A 17426-nucleotide genomic window follows, 5' to 3' on the forward strand; every position below is an offset into this window, starting at 1 on the left:
GCTCGGGCACCGGAACTTCCGCGCTACGACCACCGCGCCCGCCGGCCCCCACCCACCCGTCCCACCCGGCTCGGCGAGCGGCGCGGATCAGCCAGCCTGAGGAGGCGACGTATGGCCCGTACGACGATCGGCATCGTGCTCAACGGGGTGACCGGCCGGATGGGCTACCGACAGCATCTGGTCCGGTCCCTGCTCGCCCTCCGCGAGCAGGGCGGGCTGCCGCTGCCCGACGGCACCCGGCTCTGGCCCGAACCGGTGCTGGTCGGCCGGAGCGAGACGAAGCTGCGGGAGATCGCCGACCGGCACGGTCTGACCGAGTGGACCACCGACCTGGCCGCCGCGCTGGCCCGGCCGGACGTGCAGATCTACTTCGACGCCCAGGTGACCGCCCAGCGGGAGAAGGCGCTGAAGCTGGCGATCGAGGCCGGCAAGCACATCTACACAGAGAAGCCGACCGCCGAGGACCTCAACGGCGCGGTCGAGCTGGCCCGGCTCGCCGACGCTGCCGGCATCAAGCACGGCGTGGTCCAGGACAAGCTCTTCCTGCCCGGTCTGCGCAAGCTCGACCGGCTGGTGAAGGGCGGATTCTTCGGCAGGATCCTCTCGGTGCGCGGCGAGTTCGGCTACTGGGTCTTCGAGGGCGACTGGCAGGAGGCCCAGCGGCCGTCCTGGAACTACCGGGCCGCCGACGGCGGCGGCATCACCGTCGACATGTTCCCGCACTGGCACTACGTGCTGGAGCAGATCTTCGGCCGGGTCGCCTCGGTCAGCGCGCACGTCACCACGCACATCCCGCAGCGCTGGGACGAGGCCGGCGAGCGCTACGACGCCACCGCCGACGACGCCGCGTACGGCATCTTCGAGATCGAGCGCCCCGGCCAGGACGGCCGGATCGTGGCCCAGATCAACTCCTCCTGGTCGGTCCGGGTCTACCGGGACGAGTTGGTGGAGTTCCAGGTGGACGGTACCGAGGGCAGCGCCGTCGCCGGGCTGCGCAACTGCCGGATCCAGCACCGGGCCAGCACCCCGAAGCCGGTCTGGAATCCCGACCTGCCGGCGACCGAGGACTTCCGGTCACAGTGGCAGGTGGTCCCGGACAACGCCGAGTTCGACAACGGTTTCAAGGCCCAGTGGGAGCTGTTCCTGCGGCACGTGGTCCTCGACGAGCCGTACAGCTGGGACCTCTGGGCCGGCGCGCGCGGGGTTCAGCTGGCCGAGCTCGGTCTGACCTCCGCCCGCGAGGGCCGGCGCGTCGAGATCCCCGAGCTGCGGACGGAAGGCGAGTCGGCGTGACGGCGCCGGACCGCTTCTCCTTCAACCAGGCGACCGCCAAGTACTGGCCGATCCCCGAACTCGTCGCCGGTTGCGTCGAGGCCGGGGTCGGCCAGCTCGGCCTCTGGCGGGAGGAGACCAACGCGTACGGCCTGGACAAGACCGCGGAACTGGTCCGCGACGCCGGGCTCGCGGTCACCTCACTGTGCCGGGGTGGTTTCTTCAACACCCCCGACTGGTACGACGAGAACCGGCGCGCCATCGACGAGGCGGCGGTCCTCGGGGCACCGGTGCTGGTACTGGTCTCGGGCGGACTGCCCGAGGGCAGCCGGGACCTGGACGCCGCCCGGGCACACGTCGGTGAGGCGATCGGGGCACTGGTGCCGCACGCCCGCGCCGCCGGGGTACGGCTGGCGATCGAGCCGCTGCATCCGATGTTCTGCTCGGACCGGTGTGTGGTGGCGAGCCTGGGCCAGGCGTTGGACCTGGCCGCGCCGTACCCGGCCGACGTGGTCGGGGTGGTGGTGGACACGTACCACCTCTGGTGGGACGACCAGGTCTGGGCGCAGATCGCCCGGGCCGGTCGGGAGGACCGGATCGCCTGTTTCCAGGTCGCCGACTGGATCACGCCGCTGCCCGAGGGTGTGCTGCTGGGTCGGGGGCTGCCCGGCGAGGGCTGCGTCGAACTGCGTCGGTTCCGGGACGCGGTCGAGGCGGCCGGCTACACCGGGCCGATCGAGGTGGAGGTCTTCCACGCCGGGCTCTGGGCCCGACCGGGCACCGAGATCCTGGCGCGGACCCTGGCCGGTTACCTGGCCCACGTGGATTAGCCGGCGACCTCCGGACGGAGGAGGATGGTCCCATGGACCGAGCCACCTTCGTGTACGACGGCGACTGCGCCTTCTGCAGCAAGTGCGCGGACTTCATCGACCGGCGGATCCCGACCGGAGTCCGGGTGCTGCCCTGGCAGTTCGCCGACCTCAAGGAACTCGGGCTGACCGTCGAGCAGTGCGACGAGGCGGTCTGGTGGGTCGGCACCGACGGCGTACGCGCGGCCGGGCCGGACGCGATCGCGAGACTGCTCGGTACGAGCCGGCCGGGCTGGCGGGCGCTGGGCGCGGCACTGCGGCTGCCGCCGGTCCGGGCGGTGGCCTGGCCGACGTACCGCTGGGTGGCCCGCAACCGGCACCGGCTCCCCGGCGGTACCGCCGCCTGCGCGCTGCCCCAGGCGACCCGGGACCGGCTCTACGGCACGGCCGGCGAGGGCTGAACCGGCGGGGCTTCCGGCGGGACGGCCGGGCCGCCGATTCCGCCGGAGTTGGCGGGCGAACCGACGGTGCCGGGCGGGTCGGCGGCCTCGACGGACGGTGCCACAGGCTGCGGCTCGCCGATTCGGTTTGGCCCGGCGGGCCGCGGCTCGCCGATTCGGTTTGGCCCGGCGTCGCCGCCTGACCGCCGGGCCCGCCACCGGACGAGCCGGTCGATCGGACGGAGCCGCTCCAGTTCGAGGAAGCTGGTCATCGCCACCAGGTGCGGGGCGAACGAGATCGTGATGGTGGCGAAGGTGACCAGGTGGAACGAGTAGAAGAAGGCGACCACCGCCTGGCGCCAGCGGGCTGAGACGACAAAAACGAGCGGGCTGAGCAGCTCGAACGCGATGATGCCGAACTGGGCGGCGATCAACAGGTAGGGCACCTGGGCGATCAGGTCGGCCAGCTCGGTGCCCCGCCGGATGATCGCCCTGGCCAGCACCGAACTGGTCAGCCACTCGATGCCGCCGAACCGCAGCTTGGCCCAGGCGGCCAGGAAGTACGTGCAGACCACGGCGATCTGGGTGACCCGCAGCGCCCAGCCGCCAGCCTCGGTCCGTTCCCCGTCGCCGTGCCGGGCCCGACCGGCGGTGGGCAGTACGGCGAGGGCGACCAGGAAGGCGAACCGGTCGTGGTCGACCTTCCCGTAGCTCATCGCGATGATCATCCACTCGAAGTAGAGCAGGAAGACCGGCCAGCCGAGGGCCCTGGGCGCGCGCCCGGTCGCGGCGGCGAGGGAGAGCAGCAGCAGTGCCCAGAAGATGACCTCGACCAGCAGCGGGTTCGGAGTGGGCAGCGGGAGCAGCCGGCCGACCAGGAGCGGTTGGTACAGCTCGCCGGGGATGTCGGTCTTGTGACGTACCCACGGGGTGAAGATCACCAGGTCGGCGGCGACGAAGAGGTAGACGAGGGTGCGGAAGGCGGCGATCCGACCCCGCGGCACCGGCTCGGTCAGCCACCGCGAGATCGCGGCCGGCAACGTCCGGTACGTCATGACGCCCGCCAGCTGACCGTCGTCTCGTCGACGTACGTCCCGGTCGGCTGGCCGTTCCGGACGCCGTACCAACGGATCACGATGCGGACCTCGACCAGTTCGGGCGATCCCGGGTGCCGGTCCGTGTACGCGTCGGCGACCTGCCGCAACAGGGTGGGGTCGGCGACGTAGCGGCTCTGCTGGCCCTCGATCTCCGCCCGGCGGATCCCGGTGTTGGCCTGGTCCAGCGCGATCACCGAGCCGGTGCGGTCGACCCCCTCGACCCGGGTGTCCGGGGCGGGGTCGTTCGGTGGGTTGGATCCGGCGTACATCCGGAACGGCCCGAACGGGAAGTGGTCGTCCTGCCCCCAGAGGGTGCCGGCCAGCAGGACGGCACCGACCAGGGTGGTGATGCCGACCCGCAGGGTACGGCCCCGCCTCGTCAACGCGTCCATCGCCACGAGACCCTACGCGCTCCGGCCGGTTCCGTACGTCCCGGATCGGCGCCGGTGTCCTGCCTCCAGAGGGGGGTCCGGCCGGAGCCGGGGGTCAGACACCGCCGGCCGGACCCCGAGGTCGGGATCCGGCCGGCGCGACAGATCTGGTGCGGGCGGCGGGCCGCCCGGTCAGGTCAGGTCAGTGGCTGTGCTCGTGGTCCGCCAACTGCTTGCGGACGTCCTCCATGTCCAACGCCTGGACCTGCTCGATCAGCGACTCCAGCGCCGACTCGGGCAGCATCCCCGGCTGGGCGAAGACGACCACGCCGTCGCGGACCGCCATGATCGTGGGGATGGACTGGATGCCGTACCGGACGGCCAGGTCCTGCTGCGCCTCGGTGTCGACCTTGCCGAAGACCACGTCCTCGTGTTTCTCCGAGGAGCGCTCGTAGATCGGGGCGAACCGCTTGCACGGACCGCACCAGTCGGCCCAGAAGTCGACCAACACGATGCCCGGCTGCTCGGTCACCTCGTCGAAGTTGGCTGTGGTCAGCTCAACGGTCGCCATTGATCACTCCGATCACCGCAATTGAACTTGCTCCTGGGGGAACTCGTTCCATCCTCCGTGAATTCCCTGTCACCGGGGGTTGAAACGGTCATCGTGGGGCGCGTCACGTCGCGGCGGGCATCGACGCGGATCCCTCGGCGATGCCAGGCGGGGGTGAAACATCGACGACACAGTCCCATCACCGCCAGTTATGGGAGCGTTTCCAGCTGATCCGCTGGCCAGTCCGGTTGTGATCGGGAAATTTGCGGCTTGGCAAGCGGAAACAGGTGACATATGGGATGGCTGGTCGCGTACGGATCCTCACGTTCGGTAACGTTACAAAAAGATAACTGTGAGCCCGATCTCCTTCCGGACTCTTCTGCGGGACGGGTGTGATCGGGCAGAATCTTTCCCATCAGAGCGTGGGCGGCGGGCGCCGGGGAGGGCCCCGCCGCTCATTGCGTCCGGGGTTGTTTTGAATCCCCCAGTTCCCTTAACGCTGACTAACGCACCGCCTCCGGGTGGCGCGGGTCGGCCGATCGTGAACCCGCGGCAGGCGCGGCGACCGCCGGTGGCGGTCGCCGGAACGCGGTGGACCCACCGATGGAACTTTCCGGGCAGAACGGGACCCTTCCCACGAGAGCCGCATATGCTGACTCCGGGAGGCCGCGATGAGTCACACCGGATCCCCGGACCCGGCCGGCGCCACAGCTCCAGAACCCGCCGGCGGCACCACGCGCGACGCCCGGCTGGCCGCCACGGCCGCCTACTCCCCGGAGGAATGGCGGCTGCTCATCCGTCTGCCCGGCCGGGTGATCGTGGCGGCCTCGTCGACCAGTCCGCGCAACCCGGCCCGGACCGTCGCCGAGGGCCTGGCGGGACTGGACGGCATCGCCGCCGGTCGGGCCTTCGACAGCGAACTCGTCCGTGCGGTGGTCGCCGCCATCTACGCGGAGTCCGACGACGGGCACTCCGCCCCGGTGCGTGCCCACCACGCCGACGGAGGGCTGCGGGAACTGCTCCGATCCTGCCGGACGGTGGTCGCGACACTGGCCCGGCACGCTGACCCGGCGGACTCCGCCGCGTACCGGCAGTGGGTGCAGTCCGTCGCGGCACGGGTGTGCCGGGCCGCCGGCCCCGACGGCCGACCCCGGCCGTTCGGCGACCCGGTCGAACCCGAGCAGCGCGAGTTGCTGGACCGGCTCGGTGAGGCGCTGGGCTTACGCCCGACCGGTTGACCCGCTGCCCGCCGGGGACCGACCCGCGGAGCAGGGATCGGGCCGGGGGAGAGGGTCCGGACCTGCGATCGGCCGACCGGACGGCGGCCCGTACCCTCTGCAGACCGTGGAGGGTGTCGAGGTGGAGCTTGAGGTCGGGGTGGGCCCCTGGCCCGGCGAGCCACCCACCGACCCCCGGTACGACCCGGAACTGCTGGCGTACGGCGACCGCCGCAACGTGGTCGACCGCTACCGGTACTGGCGGCGGGAGGCGATCGTCGCCGACCTCGACCTCCGACGACACGACTTCCACGTGGCGATCGAGAACTGGCAGCACGACTTCAACATCGGCACGGTGGTCCGCAACGCGAACGCCTTCCTCGCCGCCGAGGTGCACGTGGTCGGCCGGCGCCGGTGGAACCGGCGTGGCGCCATGGTGACCGACCGGTACCAGCACGTACGCCACCACGAGACGATCGAGGCGTTCCTCGACTGGACCGCCGGACACGAACTGTCGGTGGTCGGGATCGACAACCTGCCCGGGTCCCGGCCGCTGGAGAGCGTCGTCCTGCCCCGTCGGTGCGTACTGATCTTCGGGCAGGAGGGGCCGGGGCTCTCCGCGCCGGCCCGGGCGGCCTGCGCACAGATCCTCTCCATCGCCCAGTACGGCTCGACCCGGTCGATCAACGCCGGGGTGGCCAGCGGGATCGCCATGCACGCCTGGATCCGGGCGTACGGCGGCCCGCCGCCGGACCAGCCGGGATGATCCGCCGGCTTCGACGACGACCGCGCGCCTCCTCCGCCTCCGCGCCCAGAGACGTCCCCGGCGTACGGAGATGGGCCAAAAGAGCCGGTTCGCTTGACTCGGGGGCACTGGTACGACGACTGTAGTTCTCGTGGGTGTTGCGGTGAGCTGTCCACGTTGCGGCGGTCAAGTCCGACCGCCCGGCCTCATGCACTCCGCCTGGCGCTGTCCGCACTGCGGTCCGGTCGCCCCGCTGCACGTGGCGGAGCACATCGGGCCGGAGATCGTGGCCAGCACGGTGGAGCGGATCATCGCGGACCCCGTGGCCGACCCGACCGTGGACCGGGTGCCGGGCCTCGTGGACCGTGTCGACCGGGCGGACCCGTCGACCCCTCCGGTACCGCTCTGGTGCCCGTGGCCGCTCCCGTCGGCGTGGACCATCACCGGGGTCGGTTGGGCGGGCGACGACCGGAGCGGGGTACGGGCGACGGCGGTGGCCTGCAGTGGGCCGAGCCCACTCGGCGGCGGGCCGGCCGACCTGGTGCTGGTGGCCGAGGAGCCCGGCGTCGGGCTGGGCGCCCGGCTCGCCGGCACCACCGGCATCGATCCCGGCCCCGAGCTCACCGACGCGCTGACCGAGGCGGGACCCGGGCACGCGGAGCGGGTCGCACCTGCCAAGGTCACCGCCGGCGGACACCCGACTCCACTGTGGGCAGTCAAATCTCCGACAGACCGGAGCGCCTACGCCGGCGAAGCTCGGGGGATCTGGCTCTATGCGATAACCTGGCCGGCAAGCGCAGGTTACCTCCTCGCGGAAGACGTGGTCCTCCACGACCTTGCCGAGTGGACACCATCTGAGCTTGTGTACGGTGCTCCGTCCCCCTACCTGCACGGGAGGGTCTGAAATGGCCGACCGCGCCGAGGCGGAGAGCGTACGCGGTGTATTCACCGTAGGACAGCCGACTGATACTCTGGGTTTTGCCGCGGTTCGCAGCCCGGTACCGCACGGAGGGATGGCCCGCCATGCTTAAAAAGGTCTTCACCTGGGGCGGTATCGCCTTCCTGATCTTCTTCATCGCCTACCAGCCGAACTCCGCCGCCGACGTCTTCAAGTCGCTGGGGAGCAGCATCCTGGACGTCGCCCAGGGCTTCGGCGACTTCTTCACCGACCTCGTCGCCTAGCCGCCCATGGGCAATCCGTCGGGTGAACCCCCTGAGCCCGAGGACGACGCCGAGCGTCGCCGCCGTGAGCGGGACACCGAGCCGATCCCCCGGGTCCGACCCGATGACGGGCCCGAGTTCGGCCCCGGGCCGGGCTACTCCGCCGGACCGTCCTATGCGGACGATCCCGGCTACCCGGACGGCATGGGATACGGCGAGGAGCGTCGGGCCGGCACCCGTGGTTGGGTCCGGGACCCGGACGACGGTCCGGAGATCTCCGAGGAGGAGTTGGCCGGCCTCCGCGTCGACGCCTCCGGGATGCCCCTCGGCCCGCGCCGGGTGCTGCCGCTGGAGGACGAGCCGACGGCGCTGGTCGCCCGCTACCTCTTCCCCACCGAGCGGTACCGCGGCGAGTGGAAGCGGCACAAGATCTCGCTGGCCACTCCGCTGCTGGTCGGCCTCCTGGCCACCTTCGTGCTGGGCTACCTCGCCGGCTGGCTGGCGGGTGAGGGTGGCGGCACCCTGACCACGCTCTCCGTCCTGGTCTGGCTCGCGATCATGGGCTGGGTGGCCTGGAAGGTGGCCGACTGGTATTTCGACCGCTTCATCCTGACCAATAAGCGGGTGATGGTGGTCAATGGCATCATCACCCGGCGGGTCGCGATGATGCCGCTGCTGCGCGTGACAGATATGAAATACGAGCAGTCCCCGCTCGGTCGGGCGCTCAACTACGGCACGTTCGTGCTGGAGTCCGCCGGTCAGGAGCAGGCGCTTCGGGAGATCAAGTACCTGCCCAACCCGAACGAGCTCTACCTGCGCGTGGTCGAGGAGATGTACGAGCCGCAGGCTGTCGAGGCGCGGTTGGGCAAGGAGGCCGAGGAGGCCAAGGCCGACGACGGGGCGTGACCTTGCCCACCGGCGCGGTGGACTTCTGTCCCGGAACATCGGATTCTGTCCAAACCTCGAATGGAATCGCACCTATTCGCGCGATAGACCTGACCGGCTGGCTATGGCAGCCTTTCCGTCACACGGCGGGGGGAGGCGACAGGTGGCGCCGAGGCACTCGATGGACGAGGAGTTCCGGGAGTTCGTCGCGGCACGCTCGGCGGCCCTGCTTCGCACCGCGTACCTGCTGGCCGGGGACTGGGCCACGGCAGAGGACCTGCTGCAAACCGCGCTGACCAAGACGTACCTGGCCTGGCGGCGGCTCGGTGAGATCGAGGCCGTCGAGCCGTACGCGCGACGGGTCCTGATCAACACCGCGACCAGTTGGTGGCGGCGGCGGTGGCACGGTGAGCGGCCGACGGAGATCCTGCCCGAGCGACCCGCGCCCGACCAGATCGAGACCCAGCTCGAACGCGACCGGTTGTGGCGACACCTCCAGGCACTGCCGGTACGCCAGCGGGCGGTCCTGGTGCTGCGGTTCTACGAGGATCTCTCCGAGGCCCAGACCGCCGCCATGCTCAACATCTCGCCCGGCACGGTGAAGAGCCAGACCTCCCGGGCACTCAACACGCTGCGCCGCCGGCTCGGCGCCGAAGCCGACCGGATGGTCGACCCGGCCAGCGCCGGACTGCCCACCGCCCCGGGTCTCCGAACCGTCGGCGAGACCGCTCACCCGACGCCGTCGTCAGGTCTGACCGCGACGCCGGCGACCGCGCGGACCGGCACGCCGGTGGCTGTCCGGCCCGGAATGCCGGCGACCGCCGGGTCCGGGACACCGGCGGGGATGCCGGCGGCCGGAGAGCCCGCGGTGCCGCTTCCGTCCGGCGGTGGCCGGCCGGGCGGCGAGTCCGCGGTGCCCCAGCCGCGCCAGACCGGGACCCGACGGGCGGCCGCCGCGTTCACCGTGCCGGCGTCCTCCGTTCCCGCGCTCGGAGCGGAAGCGTGACGATCATGTTGGAAGACTCGCTACGTCAGATGCTCACCGCCCGGGTCGAGACGCCGCCGGTCGCCGACGACGTCGCCTCTCGGGTGATCCGGCACGGCCGGGTCGCCCGGCGGCGGCGGGCCGCCGCCTCGCTGATCGCCGTATCGGCCGCCCTGGTGCTCGTCGTCGGTGGGGTGATGTCACTGGGCGGCGGCTGGCTGACCGGCGACCGGGGTGCCACCAGCGTGGCCGGGTTCAACGCCGACGGCATCGAACCCGACCTCAGCGCACCGGTCGAGACGACGACGGCCCCGGGCGTGGACACCGGGATCGGGCTCGACATCCGCAGCGGCGACCAGCTCTGGACCACCGACGGGCGGCGGCTCCCGCTGAGCGGGGTCGGCGAGGTGACCCGGGTCTATCGGGTGCCGGCCGGCTGGGTGTACGCCGGAGTGGACAAGGTCCGCTTCCTCCGTACCGACGGATCCTCGCTCTCGTTGAGCGGCGAGCACGGCCGGTGGGTGCTCAGCGCCGACGGCGAGCGGTTCGCCTTCCAACTCGGCGCGACGCTCTATCTCGCCAAGCTCACCTCGAACGGGATGGCGGTGCTGGGAGACGTACCAGTGCCGGCCGGAAGCTGGCCGGTCGCGCTCACCGGCGACCGCGCGGTGATCTCCGAGGGCGGACGTGGCTACGCCGTCGTCGACCTGGCCGAGCCCGTGCCGCCGGCGCCGAACGCCGAGGTCACGGCGATCTACGGGGTGCGCGGCAACGATCTGCTCGGACTCGTCGCCGGCAAGGACAACAGCACGCACTGTCTGGCCAGGCTGACCGCGACCGCCGGCCGGCTGGCGCCGAGCGGCGGGGGTGCCTGCGAATTCGGGCCGGCGGGGTCGCCGTCCGGTGCCGGCCTGGAGGTCTCCGGCGACGGGATGGCACCTGACGGCGCGTGGCTCGCCGCACGGCGGGGGACCGAGGTCTCCGTCATCGACGTCGGCAAGGCCCTCGACGGCCGGACGGTGGCCGTCGACTGCCCGGGCGACGCCCTTGTCGATCCGGTCTGGGCGGACTCCCGCACGGTGGTGACCGGCAACGACCAGAGCGTCGTCCGCTGCGCCACCGACGGCACCGAGCAGACCATGCCGCTGCCGGAGGGCGTCAACGAGAGCTGGCAGCTCGTACCGAGGCTGATGGCCGGGCCGACCGGGCAGTAGCCTCGGGCCGTGACGCCCGCTGAGCAGACGCCTGCCGAACTGACACCGCCTGCCGACCCGAACCCGACCCGGCCGGTCCGGTCGGCGCCGCCGGACGGCGTACCCCGGATCGACCTGCACACGCACTCGACCGCCAGCGACGGCACCCTGAGCCCGGCGGAACTGGTCCGCGCCGCCCGGACCGCCGGGCTCGACGTGCTGGCCATCACCGACCACGACACCACGGCGGGCTGGGGACCGGCGGGCCGGGCACTGCCGCCGGGCCTCACCCTGATCCGCGGCGCCGAACTCTCCTGCCGGTGGTCCGGCACCGAGCCGTCGATCCCGCTGCACCTGCTCGGCTACCTCTTCGACCCGGACTCTCCGGACCTGGTCGCCGAGCTGACCCGGGTCCGGGCGGCCCGGGAGGTACGCGGAGAACGGATCGTCGGACTTCTCCGTGCCGACGGCATCGACGTGAGCTGGCCGGAGATCCTGGCGCACGCCGGTGGCGGCACCGTCGGTCGGCCGCACATCGCGGCGGCACTGATCCGGGCCGGCCTGGTCAACAGCACCGCCGAGGCGTTCGCGCCGCAGTGGTTGGGCGAGCGTTACCGGCTACCCAAGGACGACATCGACGTGTTCCGTGCGGTCCGGCTCGTCCGCCAGGCCGGTGGGGTACCGGTGCTGGCCCACTCCCGGGCCAGCCGGCGGGGGCGGATCGTGCCGGATTCGCTGATCGTGGAGTTGGCCGGGGTCGGTCTCGCCGGGCTGGAAGCCGACCACGAGGACCACTCGCCGGCCGAGCGGGAGGCGGTACGGGCCCTCGCCGGGGAACTCGGGATGTTCGTCACCGGTTCCTCCGACTTCCACGGCACGCACAAGACCGTCCGGCTCGGCGCGTACACGACCGGGGTTGAGGCGTACGAGCGGATCGTGGCGACGGCCAGCGGCGTGGCCCCGCTCACCAGGCCGGCTGACCTGCCAGAACGGTGATCGTGTCACGGCTACCGTGAGCGCGTGAACCTGAAGCTGCTCGGCGAGGTCCTGGTGACCCTGCTGGTGATCACCGACCCGCCGGGCATGGTCCCGATCTTCGTCGCGCTGACCGGTCAGATGCCGCACCGGGAACGCGTACGCGCCGCCTGGCAGGCGGTGGCGCTCGGCCTCGGCGTGATCGTGGTGTTCGCGGTGGCCGGGCAGACACTGCTGGACTACCTGCACGTCGACCTGCCGGCGCTGCAGGGCGCCGGCGGCCTGCTCCTGCTCCTGGTGGCGCTGGAACTGCTCACCGGAAAGACCGGTGGCCCCGACCAACAGACCACCTCCAACGTCGCACTGGTGCCGCTGGGTACGCCGCTGCTGGCCGGTCCCGGCGCGATCGTCGCCACCATGCTCTTCGTCCAGGAGGCCGAGGGGGTGCCGGACTTCCTGTCCATCGGGGTCGGCATCGTGCTGGTGATGGCGGCGGTCTGGGTGATCCTGCGCTTCTCCGGGATCGTGGTGAAGGTGCTCCGGCCGGCGGGGATCGAGGTGCTCACCCGGATCGCCGGCCTGCTGCTGGCCGCGATCGCGGTGCAGTTGATCGCCGACGCGGTGATCGCGTTCGTGGACGCCCACCGTCTCGCGTCCTGAACTGGCCGACCGAGCTGGCCTCAGCTGGCCAGGCTGAGTTTGCCGGGCGGCTGGACCGGGTGGCCCGGGGCGGCTCGCGCTGCGCGGACTCCTTCCGTACCGATCCGGGTCGGGGCGTTTCTCGCTTCCTGGTGTCGGGAGGCCGTTCCGCACTGACCGGTGTCGGTGGGACATGGCAGGATCGGGGCCGTGCGAAGGCCATCATCATCGGGCAACCGGAGTCCCCGGTCACGTGAGACCCCTCGGCCCCGTGCTGGTGAGCCGGAGCAGTTGGGCTTCGACGGCATGCCCGAGCGACTCTTCGTCTGCACACCCAGCAAGCTCGCCTCCTTCACGGACTGTCCCCGGCGGTACCGCTACGCGTACGTCGACCGTCCGGCGCCGCCGAAGGGGCCGCCGTGGGCGCACAACTCGCTCGGCGCGAGCGTGCACACGACACTGCGCAACTGGTACGCACTGCCCGCCGACCGCCGCCGTCCGGAGACGCTGCCGACCCTGTTGAAGGGGACCTGGGTCCGGGAGGGCTACCGCGACGAGGCGCAGGAGCGGGCGGTGTTCCGTCGGGCGCTGGAGTGGTTGGAGTCCTACGTGGAGACGCTCGACCCGGACGTCGACCCGGTGGGCGTGGAGCGGGTGGTGGCGGTCAAGACCGGCGTCCTGGCGTTCAACGGCCGGGCCGACCGGATCGACTCACGTCCGGGTCCCGACGGTCCGCAGCTGGTGATCGTGGACTACAAGACGGGCCGGACCGGGCTGGACACCGACGACGCCCGCGGCTCCCAGGCGCTCGCCCTCTACGCGTACGCCGCCGAACGGGTCTTCCGCCAGCCGTGCCGCCGGGTGGAACTGCACCACCTGCCGTCTGCCACGGTCGCCGCCCACGAGCACACCGTGGAGTCGCTCGCCCGCCAGGTGACCCGGGCCGAGGAGACCGCCCGGGACATCATGGCCGCCGAGCGGGCGGTTGCCGACGGCACCGACCCGGACGAGGCGTTTCCGGTCTCGCCCAGCACCCTGTGTGGGTGGTGTGACTACCGGCGTACCTGCCCGGCCGGGGTTGAGGCGCCGGCCCGGGACGCATGGTCAGCCGTGGAACGCGCCCTGCTGCCTCCCCAGGAGGGTCCGGCCGCCCAGGACTGACCGCCGGGGCGTCGGGCCGCTGGTCAGGTGTCGGTGGCCCGCCGCTGTTGGCAATTCGGGCACAGGCCCCAGTAGGTGACTTCCGCCTCGTCCACCTCGAAGCCGTACGCGGTCACCGGGTCGAGGCAGGGGGCCGAGCCGATCGCGCAGTCGACGTCGGCGATCTCGCCGCAGCCCCGGCAGACGACGTGGTGGTGGTTGTCGCCGACCCGTGCCTCGTACCGGGCGGGGGATCCGGCGGGCTCGATCCGTCGGGAGAGCCCGGCCCGGGACAACGCGCCGAGCACGTCGTAGACCGCCTGTGTGGAGACGGAGGCGAGGCGCTCCCGTACCTGTTGGGCGATCTCCTCCACCTCCAGGTGGCCGCCACCGGCCAGCACCTCCAGTACGGCGAGACGCGGCCGGGTGACCCGAAGGCCCCTCGACCGAAGCAGTTCCTCGCCAGTCATCCATCTATGACAGCACGTGGATGGGGTGGCAACAAGGCAAGTACAAGACGATCGTGGTGGTCAACACACCAGCAGGATCACCTCCGACCCGCCGGGAACCGGGATCGGGGGTGCAGGCTCTGCCGGGATCCGGGCTCGGGTCGGTGCCGGTGGAACCGGAGTGAACCGTCCGGACTCCTGTCTCGTGTACCGGAGTAGATCGGGCAACGTGATCGACTCCGCCGTACCGGGGTGGTCCGGCGAATCCGAGCCGTCAAAGAGGAGGCAGTGTGCTCAGGGAAGTCATGGGCCTGCCCGCGCATGTACTACTGGTCCACGCCGCAGTGGTGTTCGTGCCACTGCTGGCGCTGGTGGGTACGGCGTACGCCGTACTGCCCCGGTTCCGTGGCCGGCTCGACTGGGCGGCGGCTCTGCTGGCGGTGGCCGCGCCCGTGGCGGCTCTTCTCGCCAAGCTGTCCGGTGAGGAACTGCGGGAGGTGTTGGTCGCCAAGAACTACCCAGAGGAAATCATCCAGCAGATCGACGAACACCAGGCGTACGGGGACCAGACGCTCTGGTGGAGCGTCGGTCTCGCGGTGGTCGTTCTGGTGCTGCTCGTGTTGACCCGGCCCGGTCGGGGCGGCTCCGTCCCGCGGTGGCTGGGGCCGGTGCTCGGCGCGATCGTCGTGGTGCTCGCCGTGGTCAACGTCTGGTACGTCTACCTGACCGGGGACAGCGGCGCGCAGGCGGTGTGGGAGGGCGTTCTGTAGCCGCTCCACCGGATGTCCGCCGCTCCGCCGGATCTGTCACAGCCGCCCCCGCCGCGTCGGGGGCGGTTCGGCGCTCAGAACAGGACGCGGGAACAGAGCAGGCACATCAGCACGAGTACCACCGCGCCGCCGACCATGCCGATGCCGTAGGTCAGTGTCCGGGCGTTGCTCTCGGCGGTGTCGAGGGCGGGTAGGTCCTGCGCCGGCAGCGCCCGTGGCGGCGAGGGCTGTACGTGCAGGGCCGGCTGCCATTCGGGCGGCGGCATGCTGCTCGGCGGCGGTCCGGCGTACCGGGGTCCGGCTCCGCCCGCAGGCTCGACCGGCGGTCGTGGCGGGTCGGCGGGTGGACCGGTGGGCCGACGCCAGAAGGCGTCATCGGCGGAGTCACCGCTGGGCGTCGTCACGCTGTCCGACGCTACCAACCTCGATGACCTCGGGCCGGCAGCCGGGTGTGGCCGACGGGTACGCTTTTTGCGTGCACAGGACGGACGAACCGGCTGCGACGAGCGCGACCAGGGATGACGACCGGTTGGTCGACCTCACCGACGACTACCGGGTGCTGCCCGACCAGACCGTGGACGACACCGACCGGGGCTGGGGTGAACGGGCGGTCTCCAACGACGACCGGCTGCTCGCCGAGCGTCCGCCGCACTGGGACTGAGTCGCCTCCTGCCCTGGTCCGACCCGGCTCCTGTTCCGGTCCGACCCAGCTCCGGTTTCGGCAATGCCCAGCACGGTCGGTCTGGCGGCCTCCCGGTACCACCGGGGCGCCGGTGGTCCGGTCGGTGGCCGGTGGTCCGGTGGCGACCGGGGGAGAGGGTCGGTCGCCCGGGGGACGACCGGTGGTCGGCGTGCCGGGCCTGTCACGGCTGCACGATGATCGAGAATCGGGTCGTGCCGGGCATCGCGACCGCCCGTCGCGCCTGTTCCGGCCGGAGCGCCAGGTAGAGCGCGCCCTCCTCCGGGCCCAGCACGTCGAGCACCAGGGCCCGGCCGGCCACCAGCAGCGGCTTTCCCGCCGCCCGTGCGGGCTCGGGCACGGCCAGCAGGTCGACCCGGACTCCTGGCCGGGCCACGACCAGCGCGGCCGGCTCGGCGAGTCGGATCGGAACTCCGACCGTCCCGGCCGGCACCGGCAGGGCCGGATCGGGCCCGTCCGGCGCCGTGTCACGCCGAGACTGTCCGTCTGCTGCCGCACCGGGCCCCGCCCTGCCGCCGGGTGGCCGTGCCGTGCCGGACGGGTCGTCGGGCGATCCCGCCGTGCCGGACGGTCCCGGGCCGGGTAGGCCGAGCACCCCGGTCGGCTCCGGGGCGACGCAGGTCGGCTGGCGTAGCTGGAGCACGCCGAACGCGAGCAGCAGCAGGACGGCGGCAAGCACCCAGCGGAGTGTGGAACCGCCGGTCAGCCGGGGTGGCCAGCGACTCGGGTGCAGGCTGGCGTCGCCCTCGGTGTGCGTACGGTCGAACGCCATGGCGTGCCTTTCTCGGGCGGCGACGCCGGCACCGATGGGCGTCGTCCGATGGGTTGCACGCTAGGCAGCAGCCGGTGCAGCCAACGGCCGGAAAACGGCGACCTGTGGATAACCCGAGGGCCTGTGGATAACTCCGTGGGCGGTACGGGCAGGTCAGGCCGCGCTGCTCGCGGAGGCGGTCGTCGACTTGTTCCCGGATCCGGACCCGCCGGACGTGGTGCCGGACCCGCTGCCGCTGCCACTGCCGTTGGCCGAGCCGGACGTACCGCTGCTGGTGCTCGAACCAGTGTCGGCGGAGCCGGACGAACCGGACGCGCTCTTGGTGGTCTCCGGCTTGGCGGTGGTGCTGCTGTCCGAACCGTTGCTCCGCGAGTCGGTCCGGTAGAAGCCGGAGCCCTTGAAGACGATTCCGACCGAGTTGAACAACTTGCGCAGCCGACCCTCGCACGCCGGGCACTCGGTCAGCGGCTCGTCGGTGAAGGACTGCACCGCTTCGAGCTGGTGGCCGCACTCGGTGCAAGCGTACTGGTAGGTGGGCACTGTCCCCTCCGGATCTTGCAAGCCTGTTGGCACTCGTCGTATCCGAGTGCCAATGGTGCGGCATCCTACCCACTTTCGTCCAGCCGAAGTGGCGGGGTCGACGTTCAACCGGACGGCAGCCTCCGAACCCCTCCGGTCGGGGTGATCACCGCCCGTACCGGACGATCGTGCGGATCGTTCGGCACGGTGTCGAGCAACTCCCCGTCGTGGAGCAGAGCCACCGTCAGGACCGGCCCGTCGACCCGGGCCAGCGCCCGGTCGTACGACCCGCCACCCCGGCCCAGCCGTACCCCGGCCCGGTCGACGGCCAGCGCCGGCACCAGGACCAGGTCCGCCTCGGCGACGGCGCCCGGACCGAGCCGCCCGGTCCGTGGTTCCCACAACCCCCGCCCGGCGGCGACCAGGGAACCCGGCCCGTCGTACGGGGCCCAGTCCAGGTCCAGGTCGGGGCGGAGTACCGGCAGCAGGAGTTGACCCGTCGTCCCGAGCGCTGCGGCCAGCACCTCGGGCAACCCCGGCCCGCCAGGCTCGTTACCCACCGGTACGTACCCGGTGACCCGCTCGGGGCGTACCCGTCGGACCAGCGCGACCAGCGCGGCCTGGAGCCGCCCGGCGGCGGCCTGCCGGGCGGCGGGCGACAGGGCCCGACGGCGGGCGAGCAGCCGGGCGCGCACCTCGACCTTGGCCCGGCCGACCTCATCCGAAAAATCCGGCAC

23 protein-coding genes are annotated in these 17426 nt (G+C 71.9%); 15 read left to right on the top strand and 8 right to left on the bottom strand.

All coding sequences use genetic code 11. The features are described from left to right. Nucleotides 1–111: 111 nt before the first annotated feature. The 3 genes from V1633_RS13320 to V1633_RS13330 are packed head-to-tail and all read left to right on the top strand — an operon-like array spanning nt 112 to nt 2542. Nucleotides 112–1293 carry a Gfo/Idh/MocA family protein gene (locus V1633_RS13320; protein WP_331214588.1) on the top strand — a complete coding sequence of 394 codons (1182 nt, stop codon included), beginning with the start codon at nt 112–114 and terminating at the stop codon, nt 1291–1293. Then, nucleotides 1290–2102: a sugar phosphate isomerase/epimerase family protein gene (locus tag V1633_RS13325; RefSeq protein ID WP_331214589.1), complete on the top strand. Its 813-nt coding sequence runs from the start codon at nt 1290–1292 to the stop codon at nt 2100–2102. The genes V1633_RS13320 and V1633_RS13325 overlap by 4 nt, the downstream gene beginning before the upstream one ends. A gap of 32 nt (nt 2103–2134) precedes the next feature. Then, nucleotides 2135–2542, top strand: coding sequence for a thiol-disulfide oxidoreductase DCC family protein (locus V1633_RS13330; protein WP_331214590.1), 408 nt, complete (start codon nt 2135–2137; stop codon nt 2540–2542). Here V1633_RS13330 and V1633_RS13335 read toward each other — a convergent pair. The 3 genes from V1633_RS13335 to trxA form a co-directional block, all read right to left on the bottom strand. Beyond that, nucleotides 2518–3576: an MFS transporter permease gene (locus V1633_RS13335; RefSeq protein WP_331214591.1), complete on the bottom strand. Its 1059-nt coding sequence runs from the start codon at nt 3574–3576 to the stop codon at nt 2518–2520. The genes V1633_RS13330 and V1633_RS13335 overlap by 25 nt on opposite strands. Continuing rightward, on the bottom strand, nt 3573–4010 hold the full coding sequence (locus V1633_RS13340) for a hypothetical protein (protein ID WP_331214592.1): 438 nt from the start codon (nt 4008–4010) through the stop codon (nt 3573–3575). Before V1633_RS13340 ends, V1633_RS13335 begins: the two co-directional genes overlap by 4 nt. A gap of 181 nt (nt 4011–4191) precedes the next feature. Beyond that, nucleotides 4192–4560 (bottom strand): thioredoxin, encoded by a 369-nt coding sequence (trxA, locus tag V1633_RS13345; RefSeq protein WP_331214593.1) that lies wholly within the window; start codon nt 4558–4560, stop codon nt 4192–4194. Nucleotides 4561–5210: 650 nt separating this feature from the next. Between trxA and V1633_RS13350 the strand changes: the two genes are divergently transcribed. The 10 genes from V1633_RS13350 to V1633_RS13395 all read left to right on the top strand — a co-directional run bounded on the left by V1633_RS13350 (nt 5211) and on the right by V1633_RS13395 (nt 13500). After that, complete coding sequence (locus tag V1633_RS13350; RefSeq protein ID WP_331214594.1) at nt 5211–5777, top strand: hypothetical protein; 567 nt, start codon at nt 5211–5213, stop codon at nt 5775–5777. A 106-nt stretch (nt 5778–5883) separates the two neighbouring features. After that, nucleotides 5884–6522 carry a TrmH family RNA methyltransferase gene (locus tag V1633_RS13355; protein ID WP_331214595.1) on the top strand — a complete coding sequence of 213 codons (639 nt, stop codon included), beginning with the start codon at nt 5884–5886 and terminating at the stop codon, nt 6520–6522. A 187-nt stretch (nt 6523–6709) separates the two neighbouring features. Then, nucleotides 6710–7405 carry a DUF6758 family protein gene (locus tag V1633_RS13360; RefSeq protein WP_407952009.1) on the top strand — a complete coding sequence of 232 codons (696 nt, stop codon included), beginning with the start codon at nt 6710–6712 and terminating at the stop codon, nt 7403–7405. 119 nt (nt 7406–7524) lie between these two features. Beyond that, nucleotides 7525–7683, top strand: coding sequence for a hypothetical protein (locus V1633_RS13365; RefSeq protein ID WP_331214597.1), 159 nt, complete (start codon nt 7525–7527; stop codon nt 7681–7683). 6 nt (nt 7684–7689) lie between these two features. Beyond that, complete coding sequence (locus V1633_RS13370; protein WP_331214598.1) at nt 7690–8568, top strand: PH domain-containing protein; 879 nt, start codon at nt 7690–7692, stop codon at nt 8566–8568. 142 nt (nt 8569–8710) lie between these two features. Beyond that, the gene (locus tag V1633_RS13375) at nt 8711–9553 is read left to right on the top strand and encodes a SigE family RNA polymerase sigma factor (RefSeq protein WP_331214599.1); all 843 of its coding nucleotides are present in this window, start codon (nt 8711–8713) and stop codon (nt 9551–9553) included. After that, nucleotides 9550–10746: a hypothetical protein gene (locus tag V1633_RS13380; protein WP_331214600.1), complete on the top strand. Its 1197-nt coding sequence runs from the start codon at nt 9550–9552 to the stop codon at nt 10744–10746. Before V1633_RS13375 ends, V1633_RS13380 begins: the two co-directional genes overlap by 4 nt. 108 nt (nt 10747–10854) lie before the next feature. Further along, nucleotides 10855–11721 (top strand): PHP domain-containing protein, encoded by an 867-nt coding sequence (locus V1633_RS13385; RefSeq protein ID WP_331214757.1) that lies wholly within the window; start codon nt 10855–10857, stop codon nt 11719–11721. Between the two features lie 24 nt (nt 11722–11745). Further along, nucleotides 11746–12360 (top strand): MarC family protein, encoded by a 615-nt coding sequence (locus tag V1633_RS13390; protein WP_331214601.1) that lies wholly within the window; start codon nt 11746–11748, stop codon nt 12358–12360. Nucleotides 12361–12645: 285 nt separating this feature from the next. Next, nucleotides 12646–13500, top strand: coding sequence for a RecB family exonuclease (locus V1633_RS13395; RefSeq protein ID WP_331214602.1), 855 nt, complete (start codon nt 12646–12648; stop codon nt 13498–13500). Between the two features lie 23 nt (nt 13501–13523). Here the strand turns inward: V1633_RS13395 and V1633_RS13400 are convergent, their stop codons facing one another. Next, nucleotides 13524–13949, bottom strand: coding sequence for a Fur family transcriptional regulator (locus V1633_RS13400; RefSeq protein ID WP_331214603.1), 426 nt, complete (start codon nt 13947–13949; stop codon nt 13524–13526). Nucleotides 13950–14218: 269 nt separating this feature from the next. Between V1633_RS13400 and V1633_RS13405 the strand changes: the two genes are divergently transcribed. Beyond that, on the top strand, nt 14219–14698 hold the full coding sequence (locus tag V1633_RS13405) for a DUF2231 domain-containing protein (protein WP_331214604.1): 480 nt from the start codon (nt 14219–14221) through the stop codon (nt 14696–14698). Between the two features lie 74 nt (nt 14699–14772). Here V1633_RS13405 and V1633_RS13410 read toward each other — a convergent pair whose 3' ends face one another. Beyond that, nucleotides 14773–15102, bottom strand: a complete 330-nt coding sequence (locus tag V1633_RS13410) for a translation initiation factor 2 (protein ID WP_331214605.1) — start codon at nt 15100–15102, stop codon at nt 14773–14775. Between the two features lie 71 nt (nt 15103–15173). Here V1633_RS13410 and V1633_RS13415 point away from each other — a divergent pair, with 71 nt between their 5' ends. Further along, nucleotides 15174–15359: a hypothetical protein gene (locus tag V1633_RS13415; RefSeq protein ID WP_331214606.1), complete on the top strand. Its 186-nt coding sequence runs from the start codon at nt 15174–15176 to the stop codon at nt 15357–15359. A gap of 202 nt (nt 15360–15561) precedes the next feature. On the opposite strand, the gene V1633_RS13420 is transcribed toward V1633_RS13415, so the two are convergent. The 3 genes from V1633_RS13420 to V1633_RS13430 all read right to left on the bottom strand — a co-directional run bounded on the left by V1633_RS13420 (nt 15562) and on the right by V1633_RS13430 (nt 17426). Beyond that, on the bottom strand, nt 15562–16170 hold the full coding sequence (locus tag V1633_RS13420) for a flagellar biosynthesis protein FlgA (protein WP_331214607.1): 609 nt from the start codon (nt 16168–16170) through the stop codon (nt 15562–15564). A 153-nt stretch (nt 16171–16323) separates the two neighbouring features. Beyond that, on the bottom strand, nt 16324–16710 hold the full coding sequence (locus V1633_RS13425) for an FmdB family zinc ribbon protein (protein WP_331214608.1): 387 nt from the start codon (nt 16708–16710) through the stop codon (nt 16324–16326). A gap of 104 nt (nt 16711–16814) precedes the next feature. Next, complete coding sequence (locus V1633_RS13430) at nt 16815–17426, bottom strand: 5-formyltetrahydrofolate cyclo-ligase (protein ID WP_331214609.1); 612 nt, start codon at nt 17424–17426, stop codon at nt 16815–16817.

The sequence above is a fragment of the Plantactinospora sonchi genome (assembly GCF_036422035.1).
Taxonomy (GTDB): Bacteria; Actinomycetota; Actinomycetes; order Mycobacteriales; family Micromonosporaceae; genus Plantactinospora; species Plantactinospora sonchi.

Excerpts from the sequence above, each read along its gene's own strand:
- V1633_RS13350 (WP_331214594.1), top strand. The coding sequence starts at position 5,211 with ATGAGTCACACCGGATCCCCGGACCCGGCCGGCGCCACAGCTCCAGAA.
- V1633_RS13400 (WP_331214603.1), bottom strand. The coding sequence starts at position 13,949 with ATGACTGGCGAGGAACTGCTTCGGTCGAGGGGCCTTCGGGTCACCCGG.
- V1633_RS13420 (WP_331214607.1), bottom strand. The coding sequence starts at position 16,170 with ATGGCGTTCGACCGTACGCACACCGAGGGCGACGCCAGCCTGCACCCG.
- V1633_RS13340 (WP_331214592.1), bottom strand. The coding sequence starts at position 4,010 with ATGGACGCGTTGACGAGGCGGGGCCGTACCCTGCGGGTCGGCATCACC.
- V1633_RS13365 (WP_331214597.1), top strand. The coding sequence starts at position 7,525 with ATGCTTAAAAAGGTCTTCACCTGGGGCGGTATCGCCTTCCTGATCTTC.
- V1633_RS13395 (WP_331214602.1), top strand. The coding sequence starts at position 12,646 with ATGCCCGAGCGACTCTTCGTCTGCACACCCAGCAAGCTCGCCTCCTTC.
- V1633_RS13360 (WP_407952009.1), top strand. The coding sequence starts at position 6,710 with ATGCACTCCGCCTGGCGCTGTCCGCACTGCGGTCCGGTCGCCCCGCTG.
- V1633_RS13320 (WP_331214588.1), top strand. The coding sequence starts at position 112 with ATGGCCCGTACGACGATCGGCATCGTGCTCAACGGGGTGACCGGCCGG.
- trxA (WP_331214593.1), bottom strand. The coding sequence starts at position 4,560 with ATGGCGACCGTTGAGCTGACCACAGCCAACTTCGACGAGGTGACCGAG.
- V1633_RS13330 (WP_331214590.1), top strand. The coding sequence starts at position 2,135 with ATGGACCGAGCCACCTTCGTGTACGACGGCGACTGCGCCTTCTGCAGC.
- V1633_RS13335 (WP_331214591.1), bottom strand. The coding sequence starts at position 3,576 with ATGACGTACCGGACGTTGCCGGCCGCGATCTCGCGGTGGCTGACCGAG.
- V1633_RS13370 (WP_331214598.1), top strand. The coding sequence starts at position 7,690 with ATGGGCAATCCGTCGGGTGAACCCCCTGAGCCCGAGGACGACGCCGAG.